Origin of the sequence: Streptomyces lacaronensis, from assembly GCF_047337785.1 — a bacterium.
Lineage (GTDB): Bacteria > Actinomycetota > Actinomycetes > Streptomycetales > Streptomycetaceae > Streptomyces > Streptomyces lycopersici.
Genome location: NZ_JBLHDK010000003.1, coordinates 7170126 through 7195891, shown reverse-complemented (window position 1 = coordinate 7195891; position 25766 = coordinate 7170126). Strand labels below are relative to the sequence as shown.

The following is a 25766-nucleotide window of genomic DNA, read 5'->3' as shown; positions in this document are numbered from 1 at the left end:
TCTCCTTCCGCTCTCAGAGCGTGGGCTCAGGGTTCGGGGGTGGTGAGCTTGGCGAGGGCGGCGGCCGACTCGACCGGGACGGTGAGCGCGCCGTCCGCGATCCGGCGGATCATGCCGGTCAGCTGGCGCCCGGGGCCCAGCTCCACGAACCGGACACAGCCCAGCTCGCCGGCGAGCGTGCGGACGCTCTCCTCCCAGCGCACCGGGCTGGTGAGCTGGGCCAGTTCGAGCTCCCGCCAGTGCTCGCCGCTCGCGTACGGGCGGGCGTCCACGTTGGCGACGACCGGGGTGTGCTCGGGGGCGAAGTCCACGGCGGCCAGGGCCTCGCGCAGCTCGTCGGCGGCGGCGGCCATCAGCGGGCTGTGGAAGGCGCCGCCGACGGCGAGCCGGATCACCTTGCCCTCGCTCTCCACGGCCAGTTCGGCGAGCCGGTCCACGGCCTCGGCGGTGCCCGAGAGCACGATGGCGCCGGGCGCGTTCACATTGGCGATCCAGACCTGGCCGCCGTCCTCCCGGACCCGGGCGACCAGCGCCTCCACGGTCTCCGGGCCGAGCCGCACCACGGCGGCCATGGTGCCGGGCGACCGTTCGGCGCACGCGCGCATGGCCCGGCCGCGGGCGGCCACGAGGCGGGCGGTGTCGGCGAGCGGCACGGCCCCGGCGGCGTGCAGCGCGGTGTACTCGCCCAGGCTGTGCCCGGCGCAGGCCACCGCGCCGCCCAGCAGCCCGGCGGCCTCCGCCTCGCGGTGTGCGAGCACCTCGGTGGTGAAGACGGCGATCTGGGCGAGGTCGGTGCGGCGCAGCGTCTCGTCGTCGGCCTTCAGCAGGAGTTCCTCGACGTCGATACCGGTGTACTCGGAGATCTCCGCCACCAGCGCCCAGGACGCGGTGTCCCGCCACGCCTCGCCCATGCCCGCCTTCTGGGCGCCCTGCCCGGGGAAGACCAGCGCCGTACGGGGCGCCTCGTCGCCGGGGGCCGCGGGCGGCCTGTCCATCGTCTCTCGGTCCGTCACCTCAAACCAGCTCCTTCTGTTCAGGGGGCGGCGGCCCGTCACCGGATCCGCAGCAGGGCCGCGCCGACCACGCCGTCCCGGTCCACGGTGGTGACCAGGGCGGTTGCGCCTCTTTTCAGGGGCTCGGTGCTCCCCCGGCTACCGCCGGGAGGTGCCCCCCGCCGGGGCGCCTCGGCCTCCCCCAGCTGCCGCTGGGAGGTGCCCCCTGTCGACGGTCGACCGTGCTCGGCCATCGCGAGCACGGCGGCGATCTGGAAGGCCGCCGCGGCGGCACAGGTGTCCCCGATGGTGTCCGCGGCCGTGATCCTCGGCGGCTCCTTGCCGCCGAGGGCGTCGGCGAGGGCGGCCAGCTCGGCCTCCCCCTCGGCGCCGGGGGCGCCGGAGTCGGCGACGGCGCTCAGCTCACCGGGGGCCACCCCGGTACGGTCCAGCAGCCGGCCGATCGTCTCGGCGAGCACCGTACGGGCGGCCTTCGCGTCCGCGGCGCAGCCGAACTCCAGGCCCACCACCTCGGCGAGCCCCTCGCGGCCGTGCTCGCGCGCCGAGGCGTCGGGCTCCAGCAGCCATACGGCCGCGCCCTCGCCGAGCACGGCGGCGCTGTTCTCGTCCGCGCGGGCGTGCCACTCCAGCCAGGCACGGGCCGAGGAGAACTCCTCGACCGCCCCGCACAGCACGGCCCTGGCCCGTCCGGCCCGCTGGAGCCGCACCGCGTACCGCAGGGCGAGCAGCCCGGTGGCGCGGCCGCCCGCGATGGTCGTGTTGGGGCCCCTGAGCCCGTGCCAGATGGCGGACTGGCCGGCCGCGCAGTTCATCACGGTGTTGGGGAACCGGGCCGGGTCCACGTAGAAGGGCTTCTCGCCCACCAGCGAGTCCCGGGTGAAGTCCATGATGCTCTGGGCGGAGCCGGTGCTGGTGCCGAGCGCGAGACCGGTCTCCTCGCCCACTCCCGGCAGCCGCTCGCCCTCGCCGTGCTCCCGTTCCCCGGTCAGCAGATGGCGTATCGCGGTGACGGCGAGGCCGGTGGCCCGGTCCATGGAGCGGGTGCCCTTGCGGCCGAGGATCTGCCGGATGTGGAAGTCGGGCACGAGGCTCGCCTCGCGGAACGGCGCCGACCACTCCTCGGGGTCCAGCGGCCGGGCGGCCGGGCGACCGGACCGCAGGGCCGCGGTGAAGTCGGCCCCGCGCAGTCCCAGGGGCGATACGGCCGTCCAGGCCGAGATGACCGGGGCTGCCCCGGAGGGGGCGTTGACCATGGGTACGGGTACTCCTTCGGTTGAGGCCAAGGGGCCGTGGGAGGGGCGGGTCACAGGAACCACACCTGTTCGTAGGAGGGCCAGCGGGCCGCGAGGCCGTCGCCCCCGATGACGCGTACGCCGGGCAGCAGCCGCTCGGCGGCGGTGCGGCCGAGCGCGGCCAGACCGTCCTCCTCGACCAGCACGGTCACCCCGGCGGCCAGCAGCTTCGCCACGGAGGTGGGCGGATGGGGCAGGGTGTCCAGGGTGCGGCCGCCGAGGCGCAGCGAGGGCCGTGGGCCGGTGTCGAGGGCGTAGCCGGCGGCGGGGCCGCGCAGCGCCAGATCGCAGCCGCCGCTCTGCCGGTGCAGATCGGGCACGCAGTACAGCACGTCGGCGTACTGGGTCTCGATCGAGCCCCGGTACGCCTTCTCCACGATCAGCAGCCAGCGCGCCTGGTCGCCCATGGCTCAGCACACCCCCATGAGCAGGCTCTTGTCCGCCGCGTTCACATGCTCGGCGAAGACGAACGGCGCCCGCTTGCGGACCTGCGGGATCTGCGCGGCGGCGCCGCGCTCCTCGGCGCAGAAGCGGCACACGTACCAGTACAGCCGGTCGGGATGGTCCTCGATCAGCTCGCGGACGACGCGGGCGGTGGAGGGGTGCTCGCGCCCCAGGTCGGTGTAGTCGCGCGGTTTGGCGTCGCCGAGGGCCGCGCCGGTCAGCCGGGTGGCGTCGCCGCAGGTCCAGATCTGTACCCGGGCGCCCCGGTGCAGCAGCGCGGCCGCCAGCCGCAGCGCCGAGGTGACCAGGTCGGTCTGGTGGGGCGCGCCGAAGAGGTTGAGCAGCACATCGGTACGGGGGACGGGCCTGGGCATCAGTGCCACACCGCCCTGAGCCGCGGCTCCAGCAGCTTGGCGGCCACGTCGTCCATCTCCACCAGCCGCGCCCGGGGCGTCAGATCGGCGGCGGGCAGGGCGCGCTGGGCGGCGGAGAAGGTGTCCACCCACAGCTCGCCGCCGTCGCTCAGGAACGTCTCGATGCCCGGGGCGGTGCCGGGGACGGCGGCGGTCACGCCGTTCTCCACGAGGAACAGCACCACCTGGTGGCCGTCCCTGGCCAGCCGCGCGGCATCGCCGAGGAACCGCTCACACGCGGGTCCGGTCTGCGGCCCGCCGCTCTCGATCAGCAGATGAGCCGTCATGTCAGCAGCTCACCACCGTCCACGCCGATCACATTGCCGGTGATCCAGGAGGAGTCGGTGCGCGAGAGCAGCGAGACCGCCTCGGCGACGTCCTCGGGCCGGGTCAGCCGCCGGTGCGGATTGAGGTCCCGGGCGTACGCGGCGAGCCGGTCGCTGCCGGGGATGCGCTCCATGGACGGGGTCGGGGTGACCCCGGCGCGCAGCGCGTTGACGGCGATGCCGGAGGGGGCGAGCTCCAGGGCGAGCTGGCGCACATGCGACTCCAGGGCGGCCTTGGCGGCGGAGACGGCGCCGTAGTGGGGCATCACCCGGGTTCCCCCGGCGCTGGTCATCGCGTACACCTTGGCGCCCTGGCGCAGCAGACCCGCGGTGAACAGGTCCTGGGTCCAGTAGACGAGCGAATGCGCCATCACATCGAGCGTCATGTTCATCTGGCGGGCGGTCAGGCTGTCCTCGCCCTCGGCGCCGACGTACGGCAGCAGGGTGCCGAAGGCGAGGGAGTGCACCACGATCCGGATGCCGGTGCCGCCGGTCAGCTCCTCGAACCGGGGCAGCAGCTCCTCGCGGGTGCGGGCGGAGGCGGCGTTGGCGTTGAAGAAGTGGGCCTCGACGCCGTGGCCGCGCATCTCCTCCCGGGCGACGGCGGCCTTCTCCTGGCCGTCGGTGGTGTCGAAGTGGACGCCGAGGACGTGGACGCCCTCGCGGGCCAGTTCATGGGCGATGGCCAGGCCCATACCGCTGGAGGCGCCCAGGACCAGGCACCAGGAACCTTCGAGTCGGGTGATCATCGATCGCTCGCCCTCCGTCGTCCGCTCATGGGCTGCTCGTCTCCGGCGCCCGCGTCGGCTCCGGCGGGCGCGTCCGGCACAGCGCTTGCTTCGACCCCGGTGGGTGCGTTCAGCTGGGCGCTCGCTTCGGTCCCGGAGAGTGCGTCCAGCTGGGCGCCCGGGGTCACCAGGCAGACGGCGGCGTTCCCCTCGGCCGCCGCCGTGACCACGGCGTGGGGGTGGCCCTCCGGTGCGCCGAGGGCGGCGGCCACGCGTGCCACCGGCTCCAGGGTGCCCGCGCCCGCCGGGACCCGCTCGGGCTTCCCCGCCAGGGCCCGCCCGCCCAGCGCCTTCTCGTCCAGCGCCGCCGCCATGGCCTCGCCGACCGGGGAGCCGTCGAGGACGGCGGTGACGGTCAAAGGTTGGTCCGGCCGGTGGCCGAGGGCGTCCAGCGCGTCCCGCAGCAGCGCCGCGGCCCGCTCGGCCCCCTCGGCGGAGGCGGCCGCCTTCGGCGGCAGGAAGAACGAGCGGACGCCCACCCGGCCCAGCGCCGCCGCCCCCCGGCCGCGGGCGGCCGGTTCGGGCTCCAGTACCAGCGCGACGGCCCCGGCCTCCGAGGTGTCCGCCCCCGGTTCGACCGCGGGCAGCGCCTCCTCGGTGGCCCCGGCCAGCAGCCGCCGGGCCCGGCCGGTGGCGAGGGCGCGCTGGCCGGTCTGGAGCGCCTCCAGGCCCGCGACCCGGGGGCTGGTGAAGGTGAGGTTGAAGCCCTTGAGGTCGTGTTCGGTGGCCAGTCGGCTGCCGAAGAGGTTGATGGAGAAGTAGGGCGCGGTGACCGGGGACAGATCGCCCGCCCCGGTGGCGGTGACCGTACGGTCCATCGTGTGGTGCAGGGCGACGGCCGCGCTGTTGGTGCCCACCGCGGCGCCCCGCTCCTCGGGCCCGACCGCCGCCAGGGCGTCCGGCCCCGCCTGGGCCAGCGCGCGCTTGGCCGCGGCGAGGAAGTACTGGGAGGCGGCGGGCAGGTACTTGTAGCCGTGCCGGCCGAGCGCCGTACGGAAGTCGAAGCCGTCCGCGCCCACGGTGCCGATGCCCGTCACCACGAGGCCGACGGCCGGTTCGTCGCTCACGCGGCGGCCTCCCCGAAGACGAGCGAGATGTTGTTGCCCCCGAAGGCGTAGGCGTTGACCAGCCCGTACGCCCCGGTCATGGGCGCGGAGCCGGACGGCAGCGGCACCGCGCACTCCGGGTCCTGCTCGCCGACCGGCACGTTCGGCGGCAGCGTTCTGTGGTGCAGCACCAAGCTGGCGGCCAGCGCGGCGAACGCGCCCGCCGCGCCGCCGGTGTGCCCGATGAGCGCCTTGACGCTGTAGAGGGGCGTACGGGGAGTCAGCGCGTCCAGTACCCGGCTCTCCACGACGTCGTTGAGCTCGGTGCCGGTGCCGTGGGGGATCACGAACCCCAGCCCGCCGGGACCGGATCCGGCCCCGGATCCGGTCCCGGCCCCCGCCTCCCGGAGCGCGTCGCGCATCGCGCGCTCGATCTGCTCGCCGGAGGGCTCGGGGGCGGTCACGTGGTAGGCGTCGCAGCTCCAGCCGGCGCCCGCCAGACGGCCGTAGACGGTGCGCGCGCCGCGCGCGCGGGCGTGCGTGGCGGACTCCAGGACGAGCACGGCGGCACCCTCGCCGAAGACGGTCCCCCGCCGTTCGGCGGCGAACGGGCGGCAGCGCTCGGGGTCGATGGCGCCCAGCCGGTTGAAGCAGGCCAGGGCGACTCGGGAGTACGCCTCGGCGCCGCCCGCGATGACCACGTCGGCCTCGCCGGAGCGGATCAGGTCGGCGCCCACCGAGAGCGCGTAGCCGCTGGCGGCGCACGCGTTGCTGACGCAGGTGTTGACGCCCTGGGCGCCGAACCACCCGCCGACCACCGAGGCCAGCGGGAAGGGGGGCGCCCAGCGGCCGGACGCGGGGGCCTCGCCGGTCCACCAGCCCTCGTGCAGATCCGTGTCGCCCATACCGGTGCTGAGCGCGACGGCCACCCGGCGCGGATCGAGCCCGCCGCCCGTGGCGTACGGCCCCGTGCCCGGCCCGGCTTCCGGCTCCGGCGCCCCGGAGGGCCCCGGCAGCGCGGCCAGCCCCGCGTCGGCGACCGCCTCGCGCGCCGCCGCGAGCGCGAACCGCGAGCCGCGCCCCAGCGGCAGCCCGTCCTGCTCCTCGGGCCCGTCCGGGATGTCGGCCTCCGGCACCAGGTACATCAGCGGATGGTCCATGTGGGCGAGCGGATCGGGGACGCGCGTCGGCGCGGTGTCCGCCTTGTGCATCCCGCGCCAGAAGGCATCGACGCCCGCGCCCAGGGGGGACAGCGCGCCGAGGCCGGTGACCAGTACGTCGTCCATCAGGTGCCGCTCTGTTCTCCGCCGAGTGCGTCCAGCACCCGCCGGTCGAAGGGGACCAGCCGCCAGTCGCTGCGGTTGTCGATCACCGCGTAGCCGTGGGTGATCCGGCCGGTGGCGGTGAGGGTGAGCGCGCCGTCGCGGACCACGAAGCAGTCCATCCGGGCGGTGTAGGTGAGGTCCTTGAAGATCTCCTCGACCGTGTAGACGGTGTAGAGGTCCTCCTCCATCACCGCCTCGTCGAGGACACGCACCGACGACTGGGGGACGACCGGTATCCATTTGCGGTCGTCCAGCAGGGTCTTGATGGAGATGCCACGGTCGAGGACGAAGCGGTCCTTGGCCTCCTCCAACAGCCGCAGATAGCCGGACATCTGGAGCCGCTCGGTGAAGTGACAGTAGGGGTAGGGGATGTTCCACTTCCAGGCGTAGGCGTTGCGGCCCGCGGTCAGCGACGCCAGGACGGCGGCTTCGTCCCCGTCCGGCATCCGCACCCGGATCGGCGCGAGTTCGCCCGTGCGCGCCTCGGCCCCCAGCCGGTCCACCACGAACGGCGCGAACTCGGCGGGGGGCTCATCCAGCTCCGGCAGATAGGTGTCGGCGCGCAGCGAAACCCGCACCTTGGCGGCCACCGCCTTGAGGACCGAGCCGTCGCGCTCCACGCGGAGGGTCACCCGGAAGCCGAGGGTGCGGTCGTCGTCCTCGGTGTCCGGCACCACCTCGGCCTCGGCCACGTCGTCCAGGTGGAGGGCGTGCAGGATGCGGGTCTCCAGGGCGACGATGTCCAGCCCGAGGCCGTGCGCCTCGTACAGCCGCCGGGCGGGCGCCCCGGAGTCCGCGAAGTGCACCAGCACGGCTTCCTCGACGAGGTAGTTGACGTGTTTGAAGCCGATCCAGGTGCAGATGTTCGACCCCTCGTAGCGCGGGCGCAGCCGGACGGTGGTGACGTCCGTCAGCAGGGATTTGGTCGACATCGGCGGGGCGACGGCGGTCATCGGGAACACTCCATGGAGATAAGGGGGGCACGTGCGGGGTGCGGGGGGCACCGGTCGGGCGCGGGGCGCAGCAGCAGTCCGGCCACGGCGTCCGCGGTGTCGTCCCCGCTGGTGATCAGCGCCTGACGGGACGCGGGCACCGGGTCCGGCGCGGCCCCGGGACCGGCGGCCTCGAAGACGCTCCCGGCTCCCGCCTCCGGCCCGGTTCCGGCTCCAGTTCCGGCCCCGGCCCCGGCGCGGGCCAGCCAGCCGACGGCCGCCGCGCACTGGAACACCCCGAGGGCCCCGGAGGCCCGGCCCACCGCACCGGTGACGTCGTAGCGCGGCACGGCCCCCGGCACCGGTACGGCCCCGGCGGGCCCCTCGGCGTAACACTCGGGGGTGAACCAGACGCCGGGGGCCGCGCCGTCGGGCAGCAGGGCCTCGACGCAGCCGCCGAGCCCGGCCCGCCGTTCGTACGGCCCGAGGGCGGCGACGGCTCGCGCCCCCCGGGCCTCGGCCCAGCGCGCGCCCTCGACGACGACGGCGGCGGCGCCGTCCAGCAGCTCACTGGCGGACCGGCCGAGCAGATCCTCCACGACGGCGTTGTGCGTCTCCACGCCGATCACCACCGCGCGCCGGACCCGGCCCGCCGCGACCAGCGTGGCGCCCCAGTGCACGGCGTCCAGGCCGGAGGTCGCCCCGTTGCACAGCATCAGGTTGGGGCCGCGCAGCCCGTGGCGGATGGCCACCCAGGAGGCGATCACATTGCTGGAGGCGTTCGGCAGGCTCATGGGGCTGAGGTCCACGGCCGACCGCTCGGCGATGGCGGCGGCGGTGAGACAGGCGGTGTCGAGGTTGCCCAGGTTGGAGCTGGCGACCACGCCGACGGTGTCGCCGGGCACGGTCACCTCCTCGCCGTCGGAGGGGATCAGGTCCGCGTTCCGCAGCGCCTCCAGCGCGGCGCACAGCGCCAGCCGGGTGGCCCGGTCCTTGTAGCGGTGGCCCCGGCGGCCGATCCGGGCGGCGGTGTCGAACGGTTCGGCGGCGGGCCCGGTGACGGGGCAGGCGGTGCGGCGCAGCAGCGCCTCGGGGGTGGCGACGCCGGGGACGGCCAGGCCGACGCCGGTGACGACGACTTCGCCGCGGCCACGCGTCATCGGCCGGCCCTCTCGACGATGGCGACCGCGTTGACCCCGCCGAAGCCGAACGCGTCGATCTGCGCGACCCGCAGATCCCCGCCCTCCCGCGCCTCCTCCCGGACGAAGCGGAACGCCTCGGCCTCGGGCAGCGGTTCGGCCAGGCCCAGGGTGGGCGGCACCCGGCCGGAGGCCAGGGACTCCAGCGCGACGATGAGGCTGAGCAGCCCGGAGCCGCCCGAGGTGTGGCCGGTCATGCACTTTATGGCGGTCATCAGGGGCCCGCTGACCTCGCGGCCGAAGACCTCGGCGATGGCGGTCGCCTCGGCGGCGTCGTTCAGCTGGGTGCCGGTCCCGTGCAGCAGCACCAGATCGATCTCGCCGGGTTTGACGCCCGCCCGCCACTGCGCCTCGTGCACCGCCCGCGCGATGCCCTGGGGGTCGGGGGCGGTCACATGGTTCGCGTCGCAGTTCATGCTGACGGCGCGCACCCGGCCGAGCGCGCGGGTCTCCGCGCCGGGCTCCTCCCGGCGCAGCACCACGGCGGCCGCGCCGTCGCCCATCAGCACGCCGCGGCGGTCCCGGTCGAACGGCCGGACGCGGTCGGGGGGTTCGCCGTTGACGCGGTCCAGCAGCCCGTACATCGACTCGGTGAGAGTGTCGACTCCGGCCACCACGACGGTGTCCTCGGCCCCCGTGGTCAGCAGGTCGGCGGCGAGTGCGAGCGCGTAGAGGGAGGCCGAGCAGGCCCCGGAGAAGGTGTGGGTGCGGACCGCGCCGAAACGTGTCCGCAGCGCGGTGCCGAAGTGCAGCCGGTCGATGTCGAAGGCGGTGCCGTCGCGCCAGGCGAGCTCGGCCGAACGCAGCTCCCGCAGCCCGGTGCCGACGAGGACCGGCACCTCGCTCAGGTCCTCGCCGAGCCCCGCCTGGGCCGCGGCCTCGCCGACCGCGCGCAGCAGCCAGTCGGTGGCGCGGCCCGGGAGGTCGGTGCCGGGCGCGGGACGGTCGTCGATCTCGTAGGCGTGGCGGGTCCGGTACCGCTCCCGGTCGAAGCCGCGCAGTTCGCCGAGTCCGCTGGTGCCCGCGCACAGGGCCCGGAAGACCTCGTCGACGCCCTCGCCCACGCTCGCCACCGCGCCCGCGCCCGTCACCAGCTGACTCATGACCAGTCCGCTCGGGCCTTGCCGAAGATGACGACGGCGTTGTTGCCGCCGAAGGCCAGCCCGTTGTTCTGGACCACCTTCAGGTCCGCTGCCACGGCCTGGTTGGGCACACAGTCCAGACCGCACTCGGGGTCGGTGTGCTCATGGTTGATGGTCGGCGGGATGAAGCCCTCGGTGAGCGCGAGCGAGCAGGCGATCGAGGCCAAGGCCCCGGCGGCGCCCATGGAATGGCCGATCATCGACTTGATGGAGACCGTGCGCGGCGGGGCGGTGTCCCCGAAGACCTGGCGGATGGCGCGGGCCTCGGTGATGTCGTTGGCCTTGGTGCCGGTGCCGTGCGCGGAGATGAAGTCGACCTCGTCCGGCTTGACGCGGGCGTTCTCCAGGGCGAGCCGCATACAGCGGACCACGCTGTCCTGGTTGGGGGCCACGGGGTGGTCCGCGTCGCAGTTGAGGCCGTAGCCGAGCACCTCGGCGTAGACACGGGCGCCGCGGGCCAGCGCCGACTCCAGGCTCTCCAGCACCAGGATGCCCGCGCCCTCGCCGGTCAGGATGCCCTTGCGGTCCTTGTCGAAGGGCTGACAGCGCTCGGGGGCGATGGTGCCGAGGCGGTAGAAGCCGGTGAAGGTCTTGCGGCACAGCGCGTCGGCGCCGCCGCACAGCGCCACGTCCACGTCCCCGCCGCGGATGGCGTCGTAGCCGTAGCCGACCGCGTAGTTCCCGGCGGCGCACGCGGTGGGGAGGGTGACCGCCTCGGCGCGGGTGAGGCCGAACTCCTGGGCGATCGCGCTCGACAGCCGCCCCGCGGGCACCCGCCGGGCGACCGTGGGGTCCATCCGCTCGGGCCCCAGGTCCACTTCCTCCTCGACCAGATGGTCCAGGTCCCTGGACTCGCCGTCGGTCGTGCCGACGGAGATCAGACAGGGAACGTCGCGCAGCGCGCTCTCCGGCTCGGGGAATCCGGCGTCGGCCACCGCCATACGGGCCGCCGCGACCGAGAACCGGCTCGCCCGGCCCAGCGTCCGCACATCGAGATTTCGAATCCACCGGTCCGGCTCGAAATCCTTGACCTCACACGCCGTAGATCGGTCGAAGCCCTCCGTGTCGAACGCGGTGATGGGCCCCGCCGCGCTCTTTCCGGCGCGCAGTCCGGCGAGGAATTCCGCCGCGCCGACGCCGATGCCGGACACCGCCCCGAGGCCGGTGACAACGACCCTACGACCCGGCTCACCACGCATTTCGCCCTGCCTTCCGAGGAGTCCGCCAGGATCCGGCGGTCACCAGCCCGCCGCGTCGGAGACAACCTCATAGACACCCCGGAGGTTTACCATCCGGCTGAGTTCGGACTGGTCTATGACAATATTGAAGGTCTTCTCCAATGCCGCGAGTATTTCAATGGCACGCAGTGAATCCGCGTCATGCTCTTCTTTGAAGAGACTGGTCTCGGTGACCTCGTCGGGGTCGATCTCAAGAATATCGGTGACGATTTCCTTGATGGTTTCACGACGCTCTTCGACGATGGCGGTCATTACCGCGCACCTCCATTTTCGGGCATGGGCAAAGCGACGAAGCTTCCGCTGACGCTAGGCGCCGGTTCGGGAGGGGACAACCCCAGAGTCCACTAGCTGTCACGCACCCGATGAACACCAGCGTTCGACTAGTCGGCGTGTCATAAAGCTGCAGACGGCAGCCGGTTACCCCATAGTCAGAAGATGGAATCTGCAGGAAGCTGCCAGGTCGCCGGCGGACAGAAGCGTGCCAATATCGTTCAAATCGCCAACAACCCGGCTGCCGTCCCGGTGTTACGACCCACCCCTACTCGGGGTCGGACTCCATCAGCCCGGCGCGCACGGCGCGCACTCCGGCCTGGAACCGCGATTCGACCTGGAGGTCCCGCATGATGTCGGCCACATAGCGACGGTAGGTACGCACCGAAAGGCCCAGTTTGCGCGCCGCGGCGTCGTCCTTGTAGCCCTCCGCCATCAGCGTCAGCACCTCGCGCAGCACCCGGCCGCGCGCGCCGCCCTCGAACGACAGCGGCCGCATCGGGCGCTGGGCCGTGTCCCACATGCCGCACAGCAGTTGGTGCAGCATATCGGCCACGGTCGAGTTCTGGATCATCGAGGCGCGGGAGCCGCCGGGCTCGCCCGGCGAGGCGTCGGGCGCGATGACCGCCGCGCCGTCCACGACCACCAACTCCTGCCGCACCCCTTCGAAGACGCGCACCTCCAGGCGCGCCACGGTGCCCACCGAGCGCTGCCACGCCGCGCCCCGGATGACCACGGGCGGGCACAGCATCCGGGTCCTGACCCCCTTGCCCGCCAGCTGGGCGAGCGTCTGCCCGACGAGCCGGGCGTGGTCCTCGCCCATGACCTCCGGCAGACTCCAGATCACGTCCCGCTCGGCGCGCAGCACCAGCCGCGCCACCCACCCGGCCACGGCCTCCCCGTCCACCGGCAGTTCGGCGGACGCCGAGGCCAGCGCGGAGCGACGGTGGTGGTGCACGGCGGACTCCAGGAGGCGTAACGCCTGGCCCAGAGTCTCCTCCAGGTTGTCCGACCCCATGTCCGGCTCCGTTCGAACCGCGCCCCCCGTGCCCACCTCCCCGTCAAATCCATCAATAGGCACTCGCCCATTTGGTTGAATTCCGAAATGGCTCAAAGGACACCCCCGTTCCCTTTCCGGGAACAGTAACGAGCCCCCTGGCGCACGGCAAGGAAGATCGCTCCTTATGGGACACTTCCCGCCGGGAAATACCCTCGCGTTCCGGCCACCACACCTCCCCGTGTCGGCAAGGGGCTGCGCCTCCGCTCGGCGGATTGGTAACTTCCTCTGGAGCCAGCACGCCATCCCTTGCCATACGACGCGGACCCCCCACCATGCCTTGGGTCCCGAAAGGCGCCGCCCCCATGGCTGCACAGAACACCGCGACCACCGATGCCACCCAGGCCGGTCCTTCACACTCCCCCACCGGTCGCCAATGGCTCGCGCTTTCGGTGCTCGTCCTGTCCCAACTCGCGGTGTGGCTGGACAACACCGTGCTGAACGTCGCCCTCAAGACCCTGGCCGACCCCACCGAGGGGCTCGGCGCCAGCCCCAATCAGCTCCAGTGGAGCATCAGCTCCTACACCCTGGTCTTCGCGGTGCTGCTGTTCACCGGCGGGGTGCTCGCCGACCGCTACGGCCACCGCCGCTTACTGCTGACCGGCATGGTGGTCTTCGGCGCTGCCTCCGCATGGGCCGCCTACTCCGGCTCGGCCACCGAACTGATCGTGGCGCGCGGCGCGATGGGCATCGGCAGCGCCCTGATCATGCCCGCGACCCTCGCCCTGATCGCCCAGGTCTTCGACGAGCGGCACCGGGCCACCGCCATCGCCATCTGGTCGGGTTCCAGTGGAATCGCGATCGCCACCGGCCCGATGCTCAGCGGAGCGCTGCTCGACCACTTCTGGTGGGGTTCGGTCTTCCTGGTGAACGTGCCGATCGTGCTGCTGTGCGTGGCCGGATCATTCGTGTTCCTGCCCGGTGTGGTCAGCCGGGTGCGGCAGAAGTTCGACCCGCTGGGCGTGGTGCTCTCCACCGCCGGGCTCTTCGCCATCGTCTGGGGCGTCATCGAGGGCGGCCACCGCAACGACTGGACCGACCCGGCCATCGTGGGCTCGCTGGCCGGGGGTGTGGTGCTGGTCGCGGTCTTCGTCCTCGTCGAACTGCGCGTCGCCAACCCCAGCTTCGACGTACGGCTCTTCCGCGACATCCGCTTCACCGGCGCCAGCGTCGCCGTCATGCTCACGTTCTTCGGGCTCAACGGCTCGATGTACTACACCAGCTTCTATCTCCAGGGCGTCCACGGCCAGACCCCGCTGGAGTGCGGTCTTTCCATCGCCCCCGTCGCCCTCGGCGTGCTGCTGGGCGCCCCGCTCTCGGCCAAGCTGGTACGGGCCTACGGGGTGCGCCCGGTCGTGACCGCGGCCATGCTGATCGCCACCACCGGCTTCGTCGCCTACGTGTTCCTCGACGAGCACAGCGGACTGCCGCTGTTCTGGGTCTTCCTCATCCTCCAGGGCCTGGGTATGGGCGCCGCCGTCGCCCCCACCACCGAGGCCATCATGGCGATCCTCCCCGCCGACCGGACCGGCGCGGGCTCCGCCGTCAACAACTCGCTGCGGCAGATCGGCGGCGTCCTCGGGGTGGCGGTCCTCGGCTCCGTCCTGGTCAGCGTCTACCGCGACCGGGTCACCCCGCGCCTGAGCGGACTGCCGTCCCGTGCCGCCGACGGCGCCGCGGAGTCGCCCGAGGCCACCCGGCTGCTCGGCGCGAAGATGCGGCTGCCCAGGCTGTCGGACATCGCCGACGAGGGGTTCGTCCACGCCATGCACGTGGCCTCCGTCGTCGGCGCGGCCGCCGCCGCGGCCGGAGCCCTGATCATCTGGTGGGGCTTCCGCAGGACATCTTCCGGAGCGCGATCCAGCATGTGATCGTTCTTCCTTGCCACCCCCGTCGCCCCGGAATAGCCTCCCGGCACAACATCCGTAACGGGGAAGGCAGTTCATATGCGTACAGCTGTCATCACGGCGGCAGGCCAGGTGGAGACCAGAGAGATACCTGTCCCCGACATCGGTGACTCCGAGGTGCTGGTACGCATCGCGGCCTGCGGCATCTGCACCATGGAGGCCAATCTCTACGCGGGGCGGATGACGGTCTACCCCGCCGCCGCCGGACATGAGATATCCGGCTGGGTCGAGCGGATCGGCGCCAAGGCCGCCGCGCTGGAGGACATGCCCGCCGTCGGCTCCCTCGTCGCCCTCGACGGGCTGCCGCGCTGCGGCGCCTGCCGCAGCTGCCGGCGCGGCCAAACCGCCATCTGTGTCGCGCTCCAGGGGCACAAGCGGGAGGACGGCGCGATCACCATGGGCGCGGGGCTCGCCGAGTACATCGCCCTGCCCGCCTCTCGGGTGTGGTCGGTCGGCGACGTCGACCCCGCCGTGGCCGCCATGGGCGAACCGCTGGCCTGTGTGGTCCACTCGCTGCGCCGCGGCGGCTTCCGCGCCGGGGACCGGGTCACCGTCATCGGCGCCGGCTACATGGGCCATCTCCACCTCGCCGTCGCCGAGCGTCTCCAGGCCCGCGGCGTCGCGGTGGTCGAACGGGACGAGCAGCGGCTGGCCGCCATCGCGGCGGCGGGCGCCGACGCGGCCGTCACGCCCGAGGACATCGGACAGCTGCCCCCGGCGGACGTGGTCTTCGTGACCATCGCGTCCAAGGAGGCCATCGCCTCGGCGCTCGCCGCGGTCGCCGACGGCGGCACCATCGTCCTCTACGGCGGCGGCCCCGGCGGCCCGCCCGCCGAACTCCCCGGCTATGAGGTGCACCGCCGCCAACTGACCGTCACCGGCTCCTTCAGCCATGAGCCGGACGACTGGCGGGCCGCCGCCGAACTGCTGCGCGGCGGGCGGCTGTCCGGGCGGCTGGAGACGCTGGTCACGGCGCGCTACTCGCTGGACGAGGTCGAGAAGGCGCTCAAGCAGGCCGCGGAGACGCCCGTCTACCGCGTCGTCGTCACGCCGTAGCCGTCCGCGGCGCCCGACCGCCGCGGGCGAACCGGCAAAAGACCCGAACCGCCAAGAGAAAGGATTCCCCTCCGTGTCCGTGCGCGTAGGCGTCCAACTCCATCCCCAGCACACCGGAATCGCCGAGCTGCGCACCGCGTGGCGGGAGGCCGACGCCATCGGGGTCGACTCGCTGTGGACCTGGGACCACTTCCTGCCGCACACCGGCGACCCCGCCGGGCGCCACTACGAGTGCTGGTCGCTGCTGTCCGCGATGGCGGTCGAGACCCGGCGGGCCACCATCGGGCCGCTGGTGAGCTGCACCGCGTTCCGCAATCCGGATCTGCTGGCGGACATGGCCCGCACCGTCGACCAGCTCAGCGGGGGGCGGCTGGTGCTGGGTCTGGGCGCGGGCTGGTTCGAGGCCGAGCACGCCGAGTACGGGCTGCCCTTCCCCGGACCGGCCGGGCGCATGGACGCCTTCGCCGCGTCCGTCACCGCCGTCAAGGAGCGGCTGGCCAAGCTCAACCCCGGCCCGGCGGGCCCGCTTCCGCTGCTGATCGGCGGCGCCGGGCGGCGGCGCACCCTGGAGCTGGTGGCCCGCGAGGCCGACTGGTGGAACTGGTACGGCTGGGCCTCCGAGGACCCGGTCGCCGAGTTCCGCGAGCTGAGCGGCGTGCTGGACGAGTGGTGCGAACGGGTCGGCCGGGACCCGGGCGAGGTGGCCCGTACGGTCATGGTCAACCCGGACCAGCTGCCGCTGGTCGAGGGGTTCGCCGAGGCCGGGGCGGTCCATGTGGTGCTCTCCCTCCCGGCCCCGTACGACCTGCGCAGGGTCGAGGAGCTGCTCAAGGTGCGCGCCGCGCTCACCTCGTGACGGCCATACGCGCCACGGCGCCCCGTACGCCCCTGGGGCGCCGCTTCGGCCTGCTCATGGGCGCGCTGCTGCTCTCCAGCCTGGGCAACGGGCTGTGCTTCCCGTTCACCTCGATCTACATCAGCCAGTTGCTGGGGCTCGGCGGCCGGGCGGCGGGCGGCTACTTCATCGCGATGGCCGCGGCCAGCTTCGCCGCCGCCCTGGCCGGCGGGCCGCTGGCCGACCGGGGCAGCCCGCACCGGGTGGGCGCCCTGGGCGGCGCGGCGCTCGCGGCCGGGTACGCCCTGCTGGCACCCGCCGGTTCGGTGGCGCTGGTGCTGGCCTCGGGGGTGTGCGTCGGGGCGGGCTTCGGGCTCTTCTACGCCTCGATCGTGGGCATCGTGGACACCGCCGTCCCCGAGAGCGGCCGCCGCTCGGCCTTCGCCATCCGGCACATCGTCAACAACGCCGGGATCGGGCTGGGTTCGGTCGCGGCCGGGCTCGCGCTGCACGGCGCGGCCACGCCGGTGGGGGCGCTGCGCTGGCTGTACCTGGCCAACGGGCTGGCGGCGCTGCCACTGATCGCGGTGATCCTCGGCGTACGGCCCCGGCGGCGGGAACGGCACGAGCCCGCGGAGCCGTCCGAGGGATCAGGGCCGTCCGGGGCCGGGCCGACCTATCGGACCCTGCTGCGGGCCCGTCCGATGGCGCTGCTGATCCTGGCCCAGGCGCTCTTCGCGATCGTCGGCTTCACCCAGATCGAGGCGACCGTACCGCTGCTGATGCACGACCGTATGGCGGTCACGCTGGGCTGGGTCAGCGCGGTGGTGGCGGCCAACTCCTTCGCCCTGATCGCCCTTCAGCCGCTGCTCCGCCGCCGGCTGGAACGGCTGCCGGAGACCGTGAGCCTGGCCGCCGGACCGGTGCTGTGGACCGGGGCGTTCGGCTGCGGTCTGGGCGCGGCGCTGGCCGGGGAGGCGGCCCCGGCCGGCGTGCGGTACGGACTCCTGCTCGCCTTCGCGGTGATCTTCGCGGCGGGCGAGCTGATGTACTCCTCCGCCTTCTATCCGCTGCTGCTGCGCTGGTCCGGCGAGGAGGCGGTGGGCCGGGCGAGCGCCCTGGCGTCGCTGGCCTGGAACCTGGGCACCGCCTCCGGCCCACCGATCGGGCTGTTCGTCGTGGCCAACGCCTCGGCCACGGGCGGCTGGCTGGCCCTCGCGCTGGGCGCGGCGGCCGCGTTCACGGTGGCCGCCGCGCTGCACAGCCGGACGACGGGCAGCACCTGACCACCCGCCGAACCCGGCTACGACTTGGGCAGATACGACGTGTCGTAGGCATCCTCAGGAGTGACGCTCTTCTCCAGGAGCCCCTGGTCGTACATGAAGTCGGCCATCCGGGTCCAGGTCTGCGGATCGATCGCGCCCAGCTCGCCCTGGTCGTTCTTCATCAGCGGCGCCGTGGCCCTGAGCACCGCGCGGGCGTTGTTCCGCTGCTTCTCGCCGCGCAGCCCCGGTACGTACTTCTCGCTGAGCTTGATGGCCTCGTCCTGGTGGTCGATCGCATAGCGCAATCCACGCAAAGACGCGTCGACGAACTTCTTGATGTCGTCGCCGCGCTTGTCGAGCGTCTTCTTCTTGGCGCCGAGACCCACGCCGACCAGCTGATCCCCCGCCGAGCCCGAGTTGAGGGTTATCGACCGGACGGCCTTGCCCGCCTCCTTGAACGAGACGGCGTCATTGTTCAGATAGCCCATCACCCCCTCCACCTTGTTTCCGGTGAGAGCCGCCTGCTGGGTGAAGCCGATGTTCTGTACCTTGGCGTCCTTGGTGGAAAGGCCGCCCTCCTTCAGGAGCGCCAGCAAACCGAAATAGGTCTCGCCGAAGGCACCGGGAGTGCCGATCTTCCGGCCCTTGAGGTCGGCGGGGGTCCGGATGTCGGATTCCTTGGGCACGATCAGCCCCACCGGGTATTTCTGGTAAAAGGTGGCGATGTCCACGACGGGCACATTCTTGGCGCGCGCCTGAAGCATCTCGTCACCGCCCGCGTAGATCACATCTTCCTTGCCCGATGTGAGGGCCCCGAAAAGATCTTCGGCCGCGCCGTGGTGGCGCAGTGTCACCTTGAGTCCGGCGTCCTTGTAGTAGCCCTTTTCGGCGGCCACATAGAACGGCGAGAACTGGACGTTGGGGGTGTAGGTCAGCCCCACGGTGATGCTTGCGCCGCCCTTGGCCCCCGCGTTCTTCGGCTCCTCGGCGCATGAGGTCAAAGTGGCCAGCGCCACCACCGAGGCGAGGGCGGCCGCGCCCGTGACCCGATGTCTTTGGGCACGCCTCATGGACGTCTGCACGAAACGCACGTACTTCTCCTCTTGGGTGAAAGTTGTCAGTCGCGCTGAACGAGCCGCTCGACCAGGCGGACCACTCCGTACGAGACGGCGGCGAGAAGGCCGAGCATGACGAGCGTCGAGAACAGTCCGATGGTGTCGGCCTCCTGGCGCTGCACCGACAGCAGCTGCCCGAGGCCGTCGCCGCCCATCACGAATTCACCGACGACCGCGCCGGTGATGGAGAGCGTGAGGCCGTTGCGCACCCCCGCGAGGACGCTGGGCAGGGCGAGCGGAAGCTCGATGTACCAGAGCATCCCCCACCACCCCACCCCGTCCACCCGCGCGGCCCCCATCACATCGGGGTCCAGCGAACGCAGCCCCAGTACGGTGTTGACGAGGATGGGGAAGAAGACCAGCAGCGCGCAGAGGACCGCGATGGGCAGCAGTCCGTACCCGATCCACAGGGCCAGCAGGGGGGCCAGCGCCACCGCGGGCATGGCCTGCGAGGCGGCCACATACGGCTGGAGGGCCGCCGCGGCGATCTCGCTGCGGGCGATCAGATAGCCGAGCGGCAGCGCCACCCCGATGCCGATACCGCTGCCCGCCAGCGCCTCCCACACCGTCTCCTTGGTGTAGTCGACGAGATCGCCGTGGAAGACGTCATCGAGGAATTGCCGCGCGAGGTCCAGCGGAGCCGGAAGATAGAACTCCGCAACGGCGCCGGTCCGGGTCACGATGTCCCAGACGACAAGCAGCGACAGCCCGAATACCAGCGGCGGCAGCACACTCCGGAACAGCGTTCCGCGTCGGCCGGCGAGAGCCGTTCCGGATGCCGCTCCGGTCATTTTCCGGCCGGCCCCGGACCGCGACTTCTCACCATTTCCGCCGCCGTCGCCGGTCTTTCGCGCATGTCCCGGTCGGGGTGAATGCGGCTCGTCCGCAGTCGACTCGCCGTCCGCGCCCGCCGTGGCGGTCGCGCCCCTTCCGTGCCCTTCGGTCATCCCCAAATCCCCTTGCATTACCGGCTGTTACCAGATCTCGGCACGCCCGCAGGCAACCTATCGCCAGCACGCTCCGGATCACAATGTCGATGGGGAAAACGAAATTATCATGTGGACGTATTTCCAAGGATGCCGAGCTCAGTGGCGCGCACCCCGGCCTGGAAACGGGAGTTGGCCTCCAGCAGCTCCAGGATCCCGGTGACATAGCGGCGGTACGTACGCACCGAGATCGCCAGGTCGCGGGCGGCGGCCTCGTCGGTGACCCCGTCGCGCAGCCGGGCCAGCACCCGGCGGACCATCTCGGTGCGGGCGCGGTTGCCGAAGTCGAGCGGGCGGGCGGCGGGCACGGCGCCGCCCCAGATGGAGCGGAACATGCCGTACAGGGTGGCCACCACCACCGGGTCCTCGATGACCGAGGTCTGCCGCCCCTCCTCGGCCTCGGTGCACACCAGGGCGGTCCGGCCGTCGGCGATCACCGCCGTGGGCAGCGGCACCGACGCGATCCGCACCTGCGCGGGATGCGCGGCCGGGGCGGGGCCGGATGTCTCGGCGGGTGGCGCGGGCCCGGGGATGGGCCGCGGTACGGGCCCCGACGGCGCCGTTCCGGCGGCGGGTCCGGGACCAGAGGCGGGTCCGGGACCAGAGGCGGGTCCGGCGGCCCCCGTGGACCCGCAGGCGTGCCCGGCCGATCCGGTGCCAGGTGCGGATCTGCCGCGCAGCACCCGCACCCCGACCGGCTCGCCGAGGTCCGTGAGCAGCGCGCCGAGCGCGGCCTGCGCCGGCGCCATCCGGGACGAGCACTCGGGGAAGACGGCGTCCACGCTCCGCCCCGCCTGGCCGATCACCTCTTCGGCGGCGGCGAGGAACGCGGCGTCCTCCACCCCCACCTCGGTGAACCGCGCGTCCCGGGTCCGCCGGGCGCGGTGCTGGATCACCGTGGACTCAATGAGGTCCCGTACCTCCCGTAGCGTTCCCTCCAGGGTGTCCCCCGCGAGCGCGGCCTCCGGTACAGGATCGCGTCCGCGCTCCATCATGTCGATATTCCCGCACTTTCCGCCTCGTGACGTGGTCAAGGTCTCGAGCCCCGTTCAGTGACGGCTGGGCAGCAGCCCCATTTCCACCGCCCGCACCCCCGCCTGGAAGCGGGAGTTGGCCCCCAGTTCGCGCATGATCTCCGCCACGTACCGGCGGTAGGTACGCAGGGAGACCTGCATCTGGCGCGCCGCCACCTCATCGGTGTGGCCGGTGCGCAGACACTCCAGGATCCGCCGTACGGAGTCCGGGCACAACCGCCCGCCGAGCCGCGGATAGTCCGTGAGCGCCACGCCGTTCCCCCAGGTCCCGGCGAACATCATCTCCAAGGCCCGCACCGTGGCGGGGTCCTCGACGAGCGACGCCTGCCCCGGGCCCCGCCCCGGCTCCGACGGCCCCCTCCTGAGGTAGACCACCTCGGCGTCGATGAGCAGCGCCTCGGGTAACGCAGGCAGCCCGCCGTCGCAGATCCGGATCTCGCACCGCGGATCGGTGCGCGCCAGCGCCCGTACCGCCCCCGAGGCCAGCACCGGCTCCTCGCACAACAGCCGTACGACGACGGCGCGCCGGGCCCCCCTGGCCGGGCGGGCGAGCGCGGCGCAGACGGCCCGCGTCTGCTCCTCGTTTCCCGAGAGCACCACGCCGACGGTCCGCTCGGCGCAGTCGACCAGCGTGTCGACGACCTCGGCGAGCGGCACCTTCCCCAGAGCCGTCCCCGCCCAGGAGTCCTGGGCCAGCTCCCTTCGGTGCCTGGTGACCGTGGACTCGATCAGATCACGGGCGGTCAGGAGCGCGTGCTCGACATAGTCGATGGCGCCTGACGAGGGAGTCTCCGTGCTCTCCGTGCTCATGGGAGAAGGCTCGGACACCCTCACAAGACCAACCATGACTTCCCCTGCCGGGTGACAGTGACCTGGTTATGCGAATACCGGCCTGATTCTCGTCAATTTCCCTGCCCCGAAATGCGCGGGCAGCATTGTGCGAAATCCACGACGACACTAATTCGCGCACAGCGACCGCGTCAACGCGGGGCGTGAGGTAAAGAGTTGTCAAAACGGGGTGCGGCGGCGCGCGTCATGCTGCCGCGCAGTCGATGCGCCGGGGGCGCGTGTCCACAAGTTACCGACGAGTGCACCTTCCGGACCCGGGGGAACTACGGACCGCAGCGATTCGACGCCGTTCGGCGACGCGGAGTGGGGGCCGGTGTCCGGTAATTGCCAACTCGGCACCGGACGCCCCCTCCCCTCATGCGGGGGTGGCCACCGCTGTCAGCCGGTATCAGCCGAAGCTGATCGGCCCGTTGATGTCCTTGGCCTGGATGACCGGGCCGGTGATACGGGCGTTGCCCCCGATGCGGTTGTGCACGGCCCCCGCCTGCCCGGCCGACTCGCCGTGCTCACGCATCCAGGCCGCCAGGTCACGGCCGAACTCCGGGTCCCGCCGGGCCCGTTCGACCAGCAGATCGGCCAACTGGCGCAGCCGGGCGCCGTCGTCGTACGGAATCGCCACCGGATCCGGACCGCCCGGCTCCGGCTCACCGGCCGGTTCGCCCTCGCCGCGCCGCAGCACCCTGCGGACCAGCGTGCCGAAGGACTCCAGGGCCCGCCGCCCGGCCTCGCCGCCGGCGCCCGACGCCGCCGCGTTGACCGCCGCGACCAGCGCGCCCGCCGTCACCGGGTCCATGGCCCACCCCCTGCCCTCATCCGGGGCCCTACGCTACCGGCGCCGCTGGTCACGGTTCCACCGCTTCCGCGCTGAGGGTGAACCAGACCGTCTTGCCGGTCGGGGTGAGATCCGTGCCCCAGTCATGGGCGGTCTTGCTCAGCAGGAACATCCCCCGGCCGCTCTCGGAGAGGAAGTCCGGCTCCTTGACCACCGGCAGCCCGGACTCGGTGTCGCTGACGGCCGCGTAGATCCCGTACGGAAGGTTCTCCAGGGTGAGGACGCATTCGGGAGAGACCGCGTGCTTGTGGACGTTGGACAGCAGCTCGGTGACGCACATCCCCGCCGCGCTGATCAGCTCCTCACGCCCCCACAGCCGCAGTCGCGCCCCAACGGCGCGGCGTACGTCCGCGAGTATCCGCGGATGGGCACGGAGGCGCAGTTCGTATCGCTGTGAGATGTTCTCAGCCATATGCTCCGGGGCCCCTCCAAAGCACGACGCGCTGCCGTGTCCCCTAGCGATCCTGGCCTATGGAACGTCCCACTCGCAATGTTTCGACCCACTCGCACAAGACTGGCATATGCCTGGCTGGTAGGCGTAGTTGGCAATACGACAGACTGGCGACATGTCCTACCAGCCAGTGCCCACCGTTCGGCGCAGGCGCCTGGGCTCCACGCTACGGAAACTGCGCACCGAAGCGGGGATGACACTGGACGCGGCGGCCGACGCACTCAACGCGGCCGCGAACGGATCGTCCGACGCCCGCCGCTGGACGGCGCCGAAGCTCTCCCGGATCGAGAACGCCAACGCGACGATCCGCACCACCGAGGTCGAAACCCTGTTGAGGGCCTACGCCGTCACCGACCCGGGCACCCGCATAGCCCTGGAGGGACTGGCCAAGGACGCGGGCAAACGCGGCTGGTGGCAGACCTATCGCGGCGTCGTGGGCCCCGCCTACGCCGACTACATCTCACTGGAGAGCGACGCGGAGAGCGTCCGCGACTACGCCTCACTGGTCGTCCCCGGTCTGCTCCAGACGGCCGACTACGCCCGCGAGACCATCGCGGCGAACGCCGTGGCCCGCACCGCCTCCGAGGTCGACGCCCTCGCCGAGGTGCGCCTGGCCCGGCAGGCCGTTCTCACCCGCTCCCGCCACCCGCTGCGGCTGTGGGCCGTCATCCACGAGGCGGCGCTGCGCCGCAGGTTCACCGGCCGACCCGGCATCATGGCAGCTCAGCTGAAGCGGCTGCTGGACGTGGCGGACTGGCCCACGGTCACCCTCCAGGTGATTCCGATCGACGCGGCCCCCAACCCCGGGGACGCGGGAGCGTTCACACTCGTGGCCTTCCCGGGGCCCATGCCGGATGTCGTCACCCAGGAGAACCTGCGCGGCCCCACATACGTCGAAGGAGTCGACGACGTCAACGTCTTCGCCGACGCCTTCGGCCATATCGTGGAGTGCGCGCTGTCCACGGATGCGACGAAGGCCCTCATCGCTGGTCTGGTATGAGAAAGAGGGCCCCACATATGAACACCTCTGCAATGACCGCGCATCGCCACCCCCACTGGCGCAAGTCCTCGTACTCCGTGGGCGAGGGACAGTGCGTCGAGGTCACCGCCGCCGCCGGCCACGTCCGGCTGCGGGAGAGCGACGACCCCGGCACCGTACTGACCACCGTGCCGGCGGTCCTCGCCGGCTTCGTCCGGAGCGCGAAAGCGGGCGCGTTCGACGCCTGATCGTGTGACGCGTGTGACCGTGTGACGCGTGTGACGCGTGTGACGACGGTGTGGTGCCGCCCCGGGACGGCACCACACCAGCGACGTCAGAACTGTACGTCCGAGCAGGCATAGAAGGCGTTCGAGGTGTCCGCGATGGTCCACACGGCGAGGATCATATGTCTGCCGGTCTTACCGCTCGGGATCGTCCCCGAGTGGGAGAGCGTGGACGGCGGACGCTGACCGTTGTACGGAACGGTCAGGAAGGGCTGGGACTCCAGGCTCGCACGGGTCAGCTTCTGGCTGGGGTTCCAGCCGTTCTTGGTGATGTAGTACTTGAAGTCCGTGGTCGCGTGGGAGACCGTGAACCGCCAGTTGAAGGTGTAGCTCCGGCCGGCGGTCAGCTTGGTCGCGGGCCAGCTGCCGCCCCGCGGGTCGTCGAGCTGCGAGAACCGGCTGTTGCCGCCCGCGCAGATCGAACCGTCCGCGGGACCGCCCGCGGGGAAGCCCTTAGGGCCCTCGACGCTCTGGGGCTCGTACTGGATGTCGCCGCAGCCCGTCACCGTGCCGTTGGCGCACAGCTTCTGGCGGCTGATGGGCGAGTCGGTGTAGCCGTGGCTGGAGGCGCTGCCGCCGGTCGCGAGGACGGAAATCGCCGCGAGACCGATGCCGATGACGGCGGCGCTGATCTTCTTGCGCATGCTTCGCTCCTGAAGACGTGGGGAGTGCTTCGACGAGCCGTGCACGGCGGTCTAGACCAAGTTTGAGAGTATCCGGGGGTAATAGTCATGTCCATACCAATGGCGACCGGCCTGGGGCTTCTCGGTTCTCCGAGAGGCCCCAGTCGCTTTTCGGCGGAGCTCCACCGCCCTTCGCGATCACTCACGGCCGCAGCGACACCCGCCCGCCGAGTCCGGAGATAGTGACCAGGGACACATATCAACCCTCTGTATACCGAGCTCGGTACACATCCGTTGCTTTATCCCCTCATTGGGGACGCGCCCGACACTTCCTCCGTGACGGCTCGCCACCGGAGGGCTCGACTCCGCTCCCGGACTTGTCTAGACCCCTTGTCCAAGGCCACGACCAGTGCATATCTTCCGTGCGACCACAGCGCGGAAAGCGCTTGTTGCCGCGTCCGGGCCTTGGGGAGAGGCCCCCGCGTTCTTCGCTCTCATCAGCCTTTACGGGAGGGGTACGTCCATGTCCACGATCCTCAGATCCGCCGTCGGTGCCGCCCTCGCCTCCGCCGCGGCCGCCGTCCTGACCCTGACCGCGCCCCAGGCCTCCGCCGCCGAGCGCCCCGCGGCGACCGACGTCAAGGTGTCCCCGCGGGCGTCGGCCGAGACCAAGGCGTTCGCCAAGGCCAACCCCGGGCCGACCGCGGCCGCCGCGACCGTGTGCGGCACCGGCTACGCGCTGAACAAGGTCATTCCGCTGCCCGAGGGCACCGACCCGGGCATGCGCCTGGCCACGCTGTTCAGCTACACCAACGGCGGCAAGGGCTGCGCGATCCTGGACAACAACTACGGCGCCTCGCAGTACATGTACCTCAAGGTCTGCAAGGTGGACGGCACCGGCTGCGACACCGACTCCGGCAACTTCAGCCAGTACGCGGGCCCGGTCTACGTCTCCAGCCTCGCCTGCGCCCCGGTGACCGCCAAGATGGGCAAGACCTCCAGCAGCCTCTACATCAACTACAAGTCCGACTACGTCTTCGCGTGCAACTGACCCCCGTCACTCGG

28 protein-coding genes are annotated in these 25766 nt (G+C 72.0%); 7 read left to right on the top strand and 21 right to left on the bottom strand.

Features of this window, described 5'->3' with window-relative positions; translation table 11 throughout:
• Positions 1 to 26 precede the first annotated feature (26 nt).
• The 14 genes from ACMTAK_RS31310 to ACMTAK_RS31245 form a co-directional block, all read right to left on the bottom strand.
• Positions 27 to 1013, bottom strand: a complete 987-nt coding sequence (locus tag ACMTAK_RS31310; protein ID WP_413809271.1) for an ACP S-malonyltransferase — start codon at positions 1011 to 1013, stop codon at positions 27 to 29.
• Positions 1014 to 1051: 38 nt separating this feature from the next.
• Entirely contained in the window at positions 1052 to 2266 is a 1215-nt protein-coding gene (locus ACMTAK_RS31305; protein WP_413809270.1) for a beta-ketoacyl synthase N-terminal-like domain-containing protein, read from the bottom strand.
• A gap of 50 nt (positions 2267 to 2316) precedes the next feature.
• Positions 2317 to 2712: a hypothetical protein gene (locus ACMTAK_RS31300; protein ID WP_413809269.1), complete on the bottom strand. Its 396-nt coding sequence runs from the start codon at positions 2710 to 2712 to the stop codon at positions 2317 to 2319.
• A gap of 3 nt (positions 2713 to 2715) precedes the next feature.
• A complete protein-coding gene (locus ACMTAK_RS31295; protein ID WP_413809268.1) occupies positions 2716 to 3123 on the bottom strand; it encodes a hypothetical protein in 408 nt (135 codons plus the stop codon).
• Entirely contained in the window at positions 3123 to 3449 is a 327-nt protein-coding gene (locus ACMTAK_RS31290; RefSeq protein WP_262699779.1) for a DsrE family protein, read from the bottom strand. The genes ACMTAK_RS31295 and ACMTAK_RS31290 overlap by 1 nt, the downstream gene beginning before the upstream one ends.
• Positions 3446 to 4237, bottom strand: coding sequence for an SDR family oxidoreductase (locus ACMTAK_RS31285; protein ID WP_413809267.1), 792 nt, complete (start codon positions 4235 to 4237; stop codon positions 3446 to 3448). Before ACMTAK_RS31285 ends, ACMTAK_RS31290 begins: the two co-directional genes overlap by 4 nt.
• The gene (locus tag ACMTAK_RS31280; protein ID WP_413809266.1) at positions 4234 to 5343 is read right to left on the bottom strand and encodes a beta-ketoacyl synthase N-terminal-like domain-containing protein; all 1110 of its coding nucleotides are present in this window, start codon (positions 5341 to 5343) and stop codon (positions 4234 to 4236) included. Before ACMTAK_RS31280 ends, ACMTAK_RS31285 begins: the two co-directional genes overlap by 4 nt.
• Positions 5340 to 6608 (bottom strand): beta-ketoacyl synthase N-terminal-like domain-containing protein, encoded by a 1269-nt coding sequence (locus tag ACMTAK_RS31275; RefSeq protein WP_413809265.1) that lies wholly within the window; start codon positions 6606 to 6608, stop codon positions 5340 to 5342. Before ACMTAK_RS31275 ends, ACMTAK_RS31280 begins: the two co-directional genes overlap by 4 nt.
• Positions 6608 to 7600, bottom strand: coding sequence for a hypothetical protein (locus tag ACMTAK_RS31270; protein ID WP_413809264.1), 993 nt, complete (start codon positions 7598 to 7600; stop codon positions 6608 to 6610). Before ACMTAK_RS31270 ends, ACMTAK_RS31275 begins: the two co-directional genes overlap by 1 nt.
• Positions 7597 to 8739 (bottom strand): beta-ketoacyl synthase N-terminal-like domain-containing protein, encoded by a 1143-nt coding sequence (locus tag ACMTAK_RS31265; RefSeq protein ID WP_413809263.1) that lies wholly within the window; start codon positions 8737 to 8739, stop codon positions 7597 to 7599. The genes ACMTAK_RS31270 and ACMTAK_RS31265 overlap by 4 nt, the downstream gene beginning before the upstream one ends.
• Complete coding sequence (locus tag ACMTAK_RS31260; RefSeq protein ID WP_413809262.1) at positions 8736 to 9881, bottom strand: beta-ketoacyl-[acyl-carrier-protein] synthase family protein; 1146 nt, start codon at positions 9879 to 9881, stop codon at positions 8736 to 8738. The genes ACMTAK_RS31265 and ACMTAK_RS31260 overlap by 4 nt, the downstream gene beginning before the upstream one ends.
• Positions 9878 to 11119 (bottom strand): beta-ketoacyl-[acyl-carrier-protein] synthase family protein, encoded by a 1242-nt coding sequence (locus tag ACMTAK_RS31255; protein ID WP_413809261.1) that lies wholly within the window; start codon positions 11117 to 11119, stop codon positions 9878 to 9880. Before ACMTAK_RS31255 ends, ACMTAK_RS31260 begins: the two co-directional genes overlap by 4 nt.
• Positions 11120 to 11158: 39 nt before the next feature.
• Positions 11159 to 11410 carry an acyl carrier protein gene (locus tag ACMTAK_RS31250; RefSeq protein WP_020871025.1) on the bottom strand — a complete coding sequence of 84 codons (252 nt, stop codon included), beginning with the start codon at positions 11408 to 11410 and terminating at the stop codon, positions 11159 to 11161.
• A 286-nt stretch (positions 11411 to 11696) separates the two neighbouring features.
• Positions 11697 to 12446 (bottom strand): helix-turn-helix transcriptional regulator, encoded by a 750-nt coding sequence (locus ACMTAK_RS31245; protein ID WP_413809260.1) that lies wholly within the window; start codon positions 12444 to 12446, stop codon positions 11697 to 11699.
• A gap of 344 nt (positions 12447 to 12790) precedes the next feature.
• Between ACMTAK_RS31245 and ACMTAK_RS31240 the strand changes: the two genes are divergently transcribed.
• From ACMTAK_RS31240 to ACMTAK_RS31225, 4 genes are all read left to right on the top strand, one after another.
• Entirely contained in the window at positions 12791 to 14356 is a 1566-nt protein-coding gene (locus tag ACMTAK_RS31240) for an MFS transporter (RefSeq protein WP_413809259.1), read from the top strand.
• Between the two features lie 75 nt (positions 14357 to 14431).
• The gene (locus tag ACMTAK_RS31235) at positions 14432 to 15448 is read left to right on the top strand and encodes a zinc-dependent alcohol dehydrogenase (RefSeq protein ID WP_413809258.1); all 1017 of its coding nucleotides are present in this window, start codon (positions 14432 to 14434) and stop codon (positions 15446 to 15448) included.
• Positions 15449 to 15521: 73 nt separating this feature from the next.
• Positions 15522 to 16304 carry an LLM class F420-dependent oxidoreductase gene (locus tag ACMTAK_RS31230; RefSeq protein ID WP_413809257.1) on the top strand — a complete coding sequence of 261 codons (783 nt, stop codon included), beginning with the start codon at positions 15522 to 15524 and terminating at the stop codon, positions 16302 to 16304.
• Positions 16301 to 17569: an MFS transporter gene (locus ACMTAK_RS31225; protein ID WP_413809256.1), complete on the top strand. Its 1269-nt coding sequence runs from the start codon at positions 16301 to 16303 to the stop codon at positions 17567 to 17569. The genes ACMTAK_RS31230 and ACMTAK_RS31225 overlap by 4 nt, the downstream gene beginning before the upstream one ends.
• Positions 17570 to 17586: 17 nt before the next feature.
• Here the strand turns inward: ACMTAK_RS31225 and ACMTAK_RS31220 are convergent, their stop codons facing one another.
• The 6 genes from ACMTAK_RS31220 to ACMTAK_RS31195 form a co-directional block, all read right to left on the bottom strand.
• Positions 17587 to 18639 carry an ABC transporter substrate-binding protein gene (locus ACMTAK_RS31220; RefSeq protein WP_413809255.1) on the bottom strand — a complete coding sequence of 351 codons (1053 nt, stop codon included), beginning with the start codon at positions 18637 to 18639 and terminating at the stop codon, positions 17587 to 17589.
• 26 nt (positions 18640 to 18665) lie between these two features.
• Positions 18666 to 19229, bottom strand: coding sequence for an ABC transporter permease (locus ACMTAK_RS31215; RefSeq protein WP_240813168.1), 564 nt, complete (start codon positions 19227 to 19229; stop codon positions 18666 to 18668).
• Positions 19230 to 19717: 488 nt separating this feature from the next.
• On the bottom strand, positions 19718 to 20644 hold the full coding sequence (locus tag ACMTAK_RS31210) for a DNA-binding response regulator (protein WP_413809254.1): 927 nt from the start codon (positions 20642 to 20644) through the stop codon (positions 19718 to 19720).
• A 54-nt stretch (positions 20645 to 20698) separates the two neighbouring features.
• Positions 20699 to 21493, bottom strand: coding sequence for a response regulator transcription factor (locus ACMTAK_RS31205; RefSeq protein WP_413809253.1), 795 nt, complete (start codon positions 21491 to 21493; stop codon positions 20699 to 20701).
• A gap of 427 nt (positions 21494 to 21920) precedes the next feature.
• On the bottom strand, positions 21921 to 22325 hold the full coding sequence (locus ACMTAK_RS31200) for a hypothetical protein (protein WP_413809252.1): 405 nt from the start codon (positions 22323 to 22325) through the stop codon (positions 21921 to 21923).
• Between the two features lie 49 nt (positions 22326 to 22374).
• Entirely contained in the window at positions 22375 to 22776 is a 402-nt protein-coding gene (locus tag ACMTAK_RS31195; RefSeq protein WP_413809251.1) for an ATP-binding protein, read from the bottom strand.
• A gap of 154 nt (positions 22777 to 22930) precedes the next feature.
• On the opposite strand from ACMTAK_RS31195, the gene ACMTAK_RS31190 reads away from it, so the two are divergent.
• Positions 22931 to 23815 (top strand): DUF5753 domain-containing protein, encoded by an 885-nt coding sequence (locus tag ACMTAK_RS31190; RefSeq protein ID WP_413809250.1) that lies wholly within the window; start codon positions 22931 to 22933, stop codon positions 23813 to 23815.
• A gap of 17 nt (positions 23816 to 23832) precedes the next feature.
• Positions 23833 to 24042 (top strand): DUF397 domain-containing protein, encoded by a 210-nt coding sequence (locus ACMTAK_RS31185; protein ID WP_413809249.1) that lies wholly within the window; start codon positions 23833 to 23835, stop codon positions 24040 to 24042.
• 86 nt (positions 24043 to 24128) lie between these two features.
• Here the strand turns inward: ACMTAK_RS31185 and ACMTAK_RS31180 are convergent, their stop codons facing one another.
• Positions 24129 to 24722, bottom strand: coding sequence for a lytic polysaccharide monooxygenase auxiliary activity family 9 protein (locus tag ACMTAK_RS31180; protein WP_413809248.1), 594 nt, complete (start codon positions 24720 to 24722; stop codon positions 24129 to 24131).
• Between the two features lie 502 nt (positions 24723 to 25224).
• Here ACMTAK_RS31180 and ACMTAK_RS31175 point away from each other — a divergent pair.
• Positions 25225 to 25752: a hypothetical protein gene (locus ACMTAK_RS31175; protein ID WP_413809247.1), complete on the top strand. Its 528-nt coding sequence runs from the start codon at positions 25225 to 25227 to the stop codon at positions 25750 to 25752.
• Positions 25753 to 25766 lie beyond the last annotated feature (14 nt).

Coding starts and splice junctions, on each gene's coding strand:
- ACMTAK_RS31290 (WP_262699779.1), bottom strand. CDS start 3,449: ATGACGGCTCATCTGCTGATCGAGAGCGGCGGGCCGCAGACCGGACCC.
- ACMTAK_RS31200 (WP_413809252.1), bottom strand. CDS start 22,325: ATGGACCCGGTGACGGCGGGCGCGCTGGTCGCGGCGGTCAACGCGGCG.
- ACMTAK_RS31180 (WP_413809248.1), bottom strand. CDS start 24,722: ATGCGCAAGAAGATCAGCGCCGCCGTCATCGGCATCGGTCTCGCGGCG.
- ACMTAK_RS31300 (WP_413809269.1), bottom strand. CDS start 2,712: ATGGGCGACCAGGCGCGCTGGCTGCTGATCGTGGAGAAGGCGTACCGG.
- ACMTAK_RS31305 (WP_413809270.1), bottom strand. CDS start 2,266: ATGGTCAACGCCCCCTCCGGGGCAGCCCCGGTCATCTCGGCCTGGACG.
- ACMTAK_RS31275 (WP_413809265.1), bottom strand. CDS start 6,608: ATGGACGACGTACTGGTCACCGGCCTCGGCGCGCTGTCCCCCCTGGGC.
- ACMTAK_RS31235 (WP_413809258.1), top strand. CDS start 14,432: ATGCGTACAGCTGTCATCACGGCGGCAGGCCAGGTGGAGACCAGAGAG.
- ACMTAK_RS31255 (WP_413809261.1), bottom strand. CDS start 11,119: ATGCGTGGTGAGCCGGGTCGTAGGGTCGTTGTCACCGGCCTCGGGGCG.
- ACMTAK_RS31185 (WP_413809249.1), top strand. CDS start 23,833: ATGAACACCTCTGCAATGACCGCGCATCGCCACCCCCACTGGCGCAAG.
- ACMTAK_RS31245 (WP_413809260.1), bottom strand. CDS start 12,446: ATGGGGTCGGACAACCTGGAGGAGACTCTGGGCCAGGCGTTACGCCTC.
- ACMTAK_RS31195 (WP_413809251.1), bottom strand. CDS start 22,776: ATGGCTGAGAACATCTCACAGCGATACGAACTGCGCCTCCGTGCCCAT.
- ACMTAK_RS31190 (WP_413809250.1), top strand. CDS start 22,931: ATGTCCTACCAGCCAGTGCCCACCGTTCGGCGCAGGCGCCTGGGCTCC.
- ACMTAK_RS31295 (WP_413809268.1), bottom strand. CDS start 3,123: ATGCCCAGGCCCGTCCCCCGTACCGATGTGCTGCTCAACCTCTTCGGC.
- ACMTAK_RS31210 (WP_413809254.1), bottom strand. CDS start 20,644: ATGATGGAGCGCGGACGCGATCCTGTACCGGAGGCCGCGCTCGCGGGG.
- ACMTAK_RS31240 (WP_413809259.1), top strand. CDS start 12,791: ATGGCTGCACAGAACACCGCGACCACCGATGCCACCCAGGCCGGTCCT.
- ACMTAK_RS31265 (WP_413809263.1), bottom strand. CDS start 8,739: ATGACGCGTGGCCGCGGCGAAGTCGTCGTCACCGGCGTCGGCCTGGCC.
- ACMTAK_RS31205 (WP_413809253.1), bottom strand. CDS start 21,493: ATGAGCACGGAGAGCACGGAGACTCCCTCGTCAGGCGCCATCGACTAT.
- ACMTAK_RS31250 (WP_020871025.1), bottom strand. CDS start 11,410: ATGACCGCCATCGTCGAAGAGCGTCGTGAAACCATCAAGGAAATCGTC.
- ACMTAK_RS31270 (WP_413809264.1), bottom strand. CDS start 7,600: ATGACCGCCGTCGCCCCGCCGATGTCGACCAAATCCCTGCTGACGGAC.
- ACMTAK_RS31260 (WP_413809262.1), bottom strand. CDS start 9,881: ATGAGTCAGCTGGTGACGGGCGCGGGCGCGGTGGCGAGCGTGGGCGAG.
- ACMTAK_RS31285 (WP_413809267.1), bottom strand. CDS start 4,237: ATGATCACCCGACTCGAAGGTTCCTGGTGCCTGGTCCTGGGCGCCTCC.
- ACMTAK_RS31175 (WP_413809247.1), top strand. CDS start 25,225: ATGTCCACGATCCTCAGATCCGCCGTCGGTGCCGCCCTCGCCTCCGCC.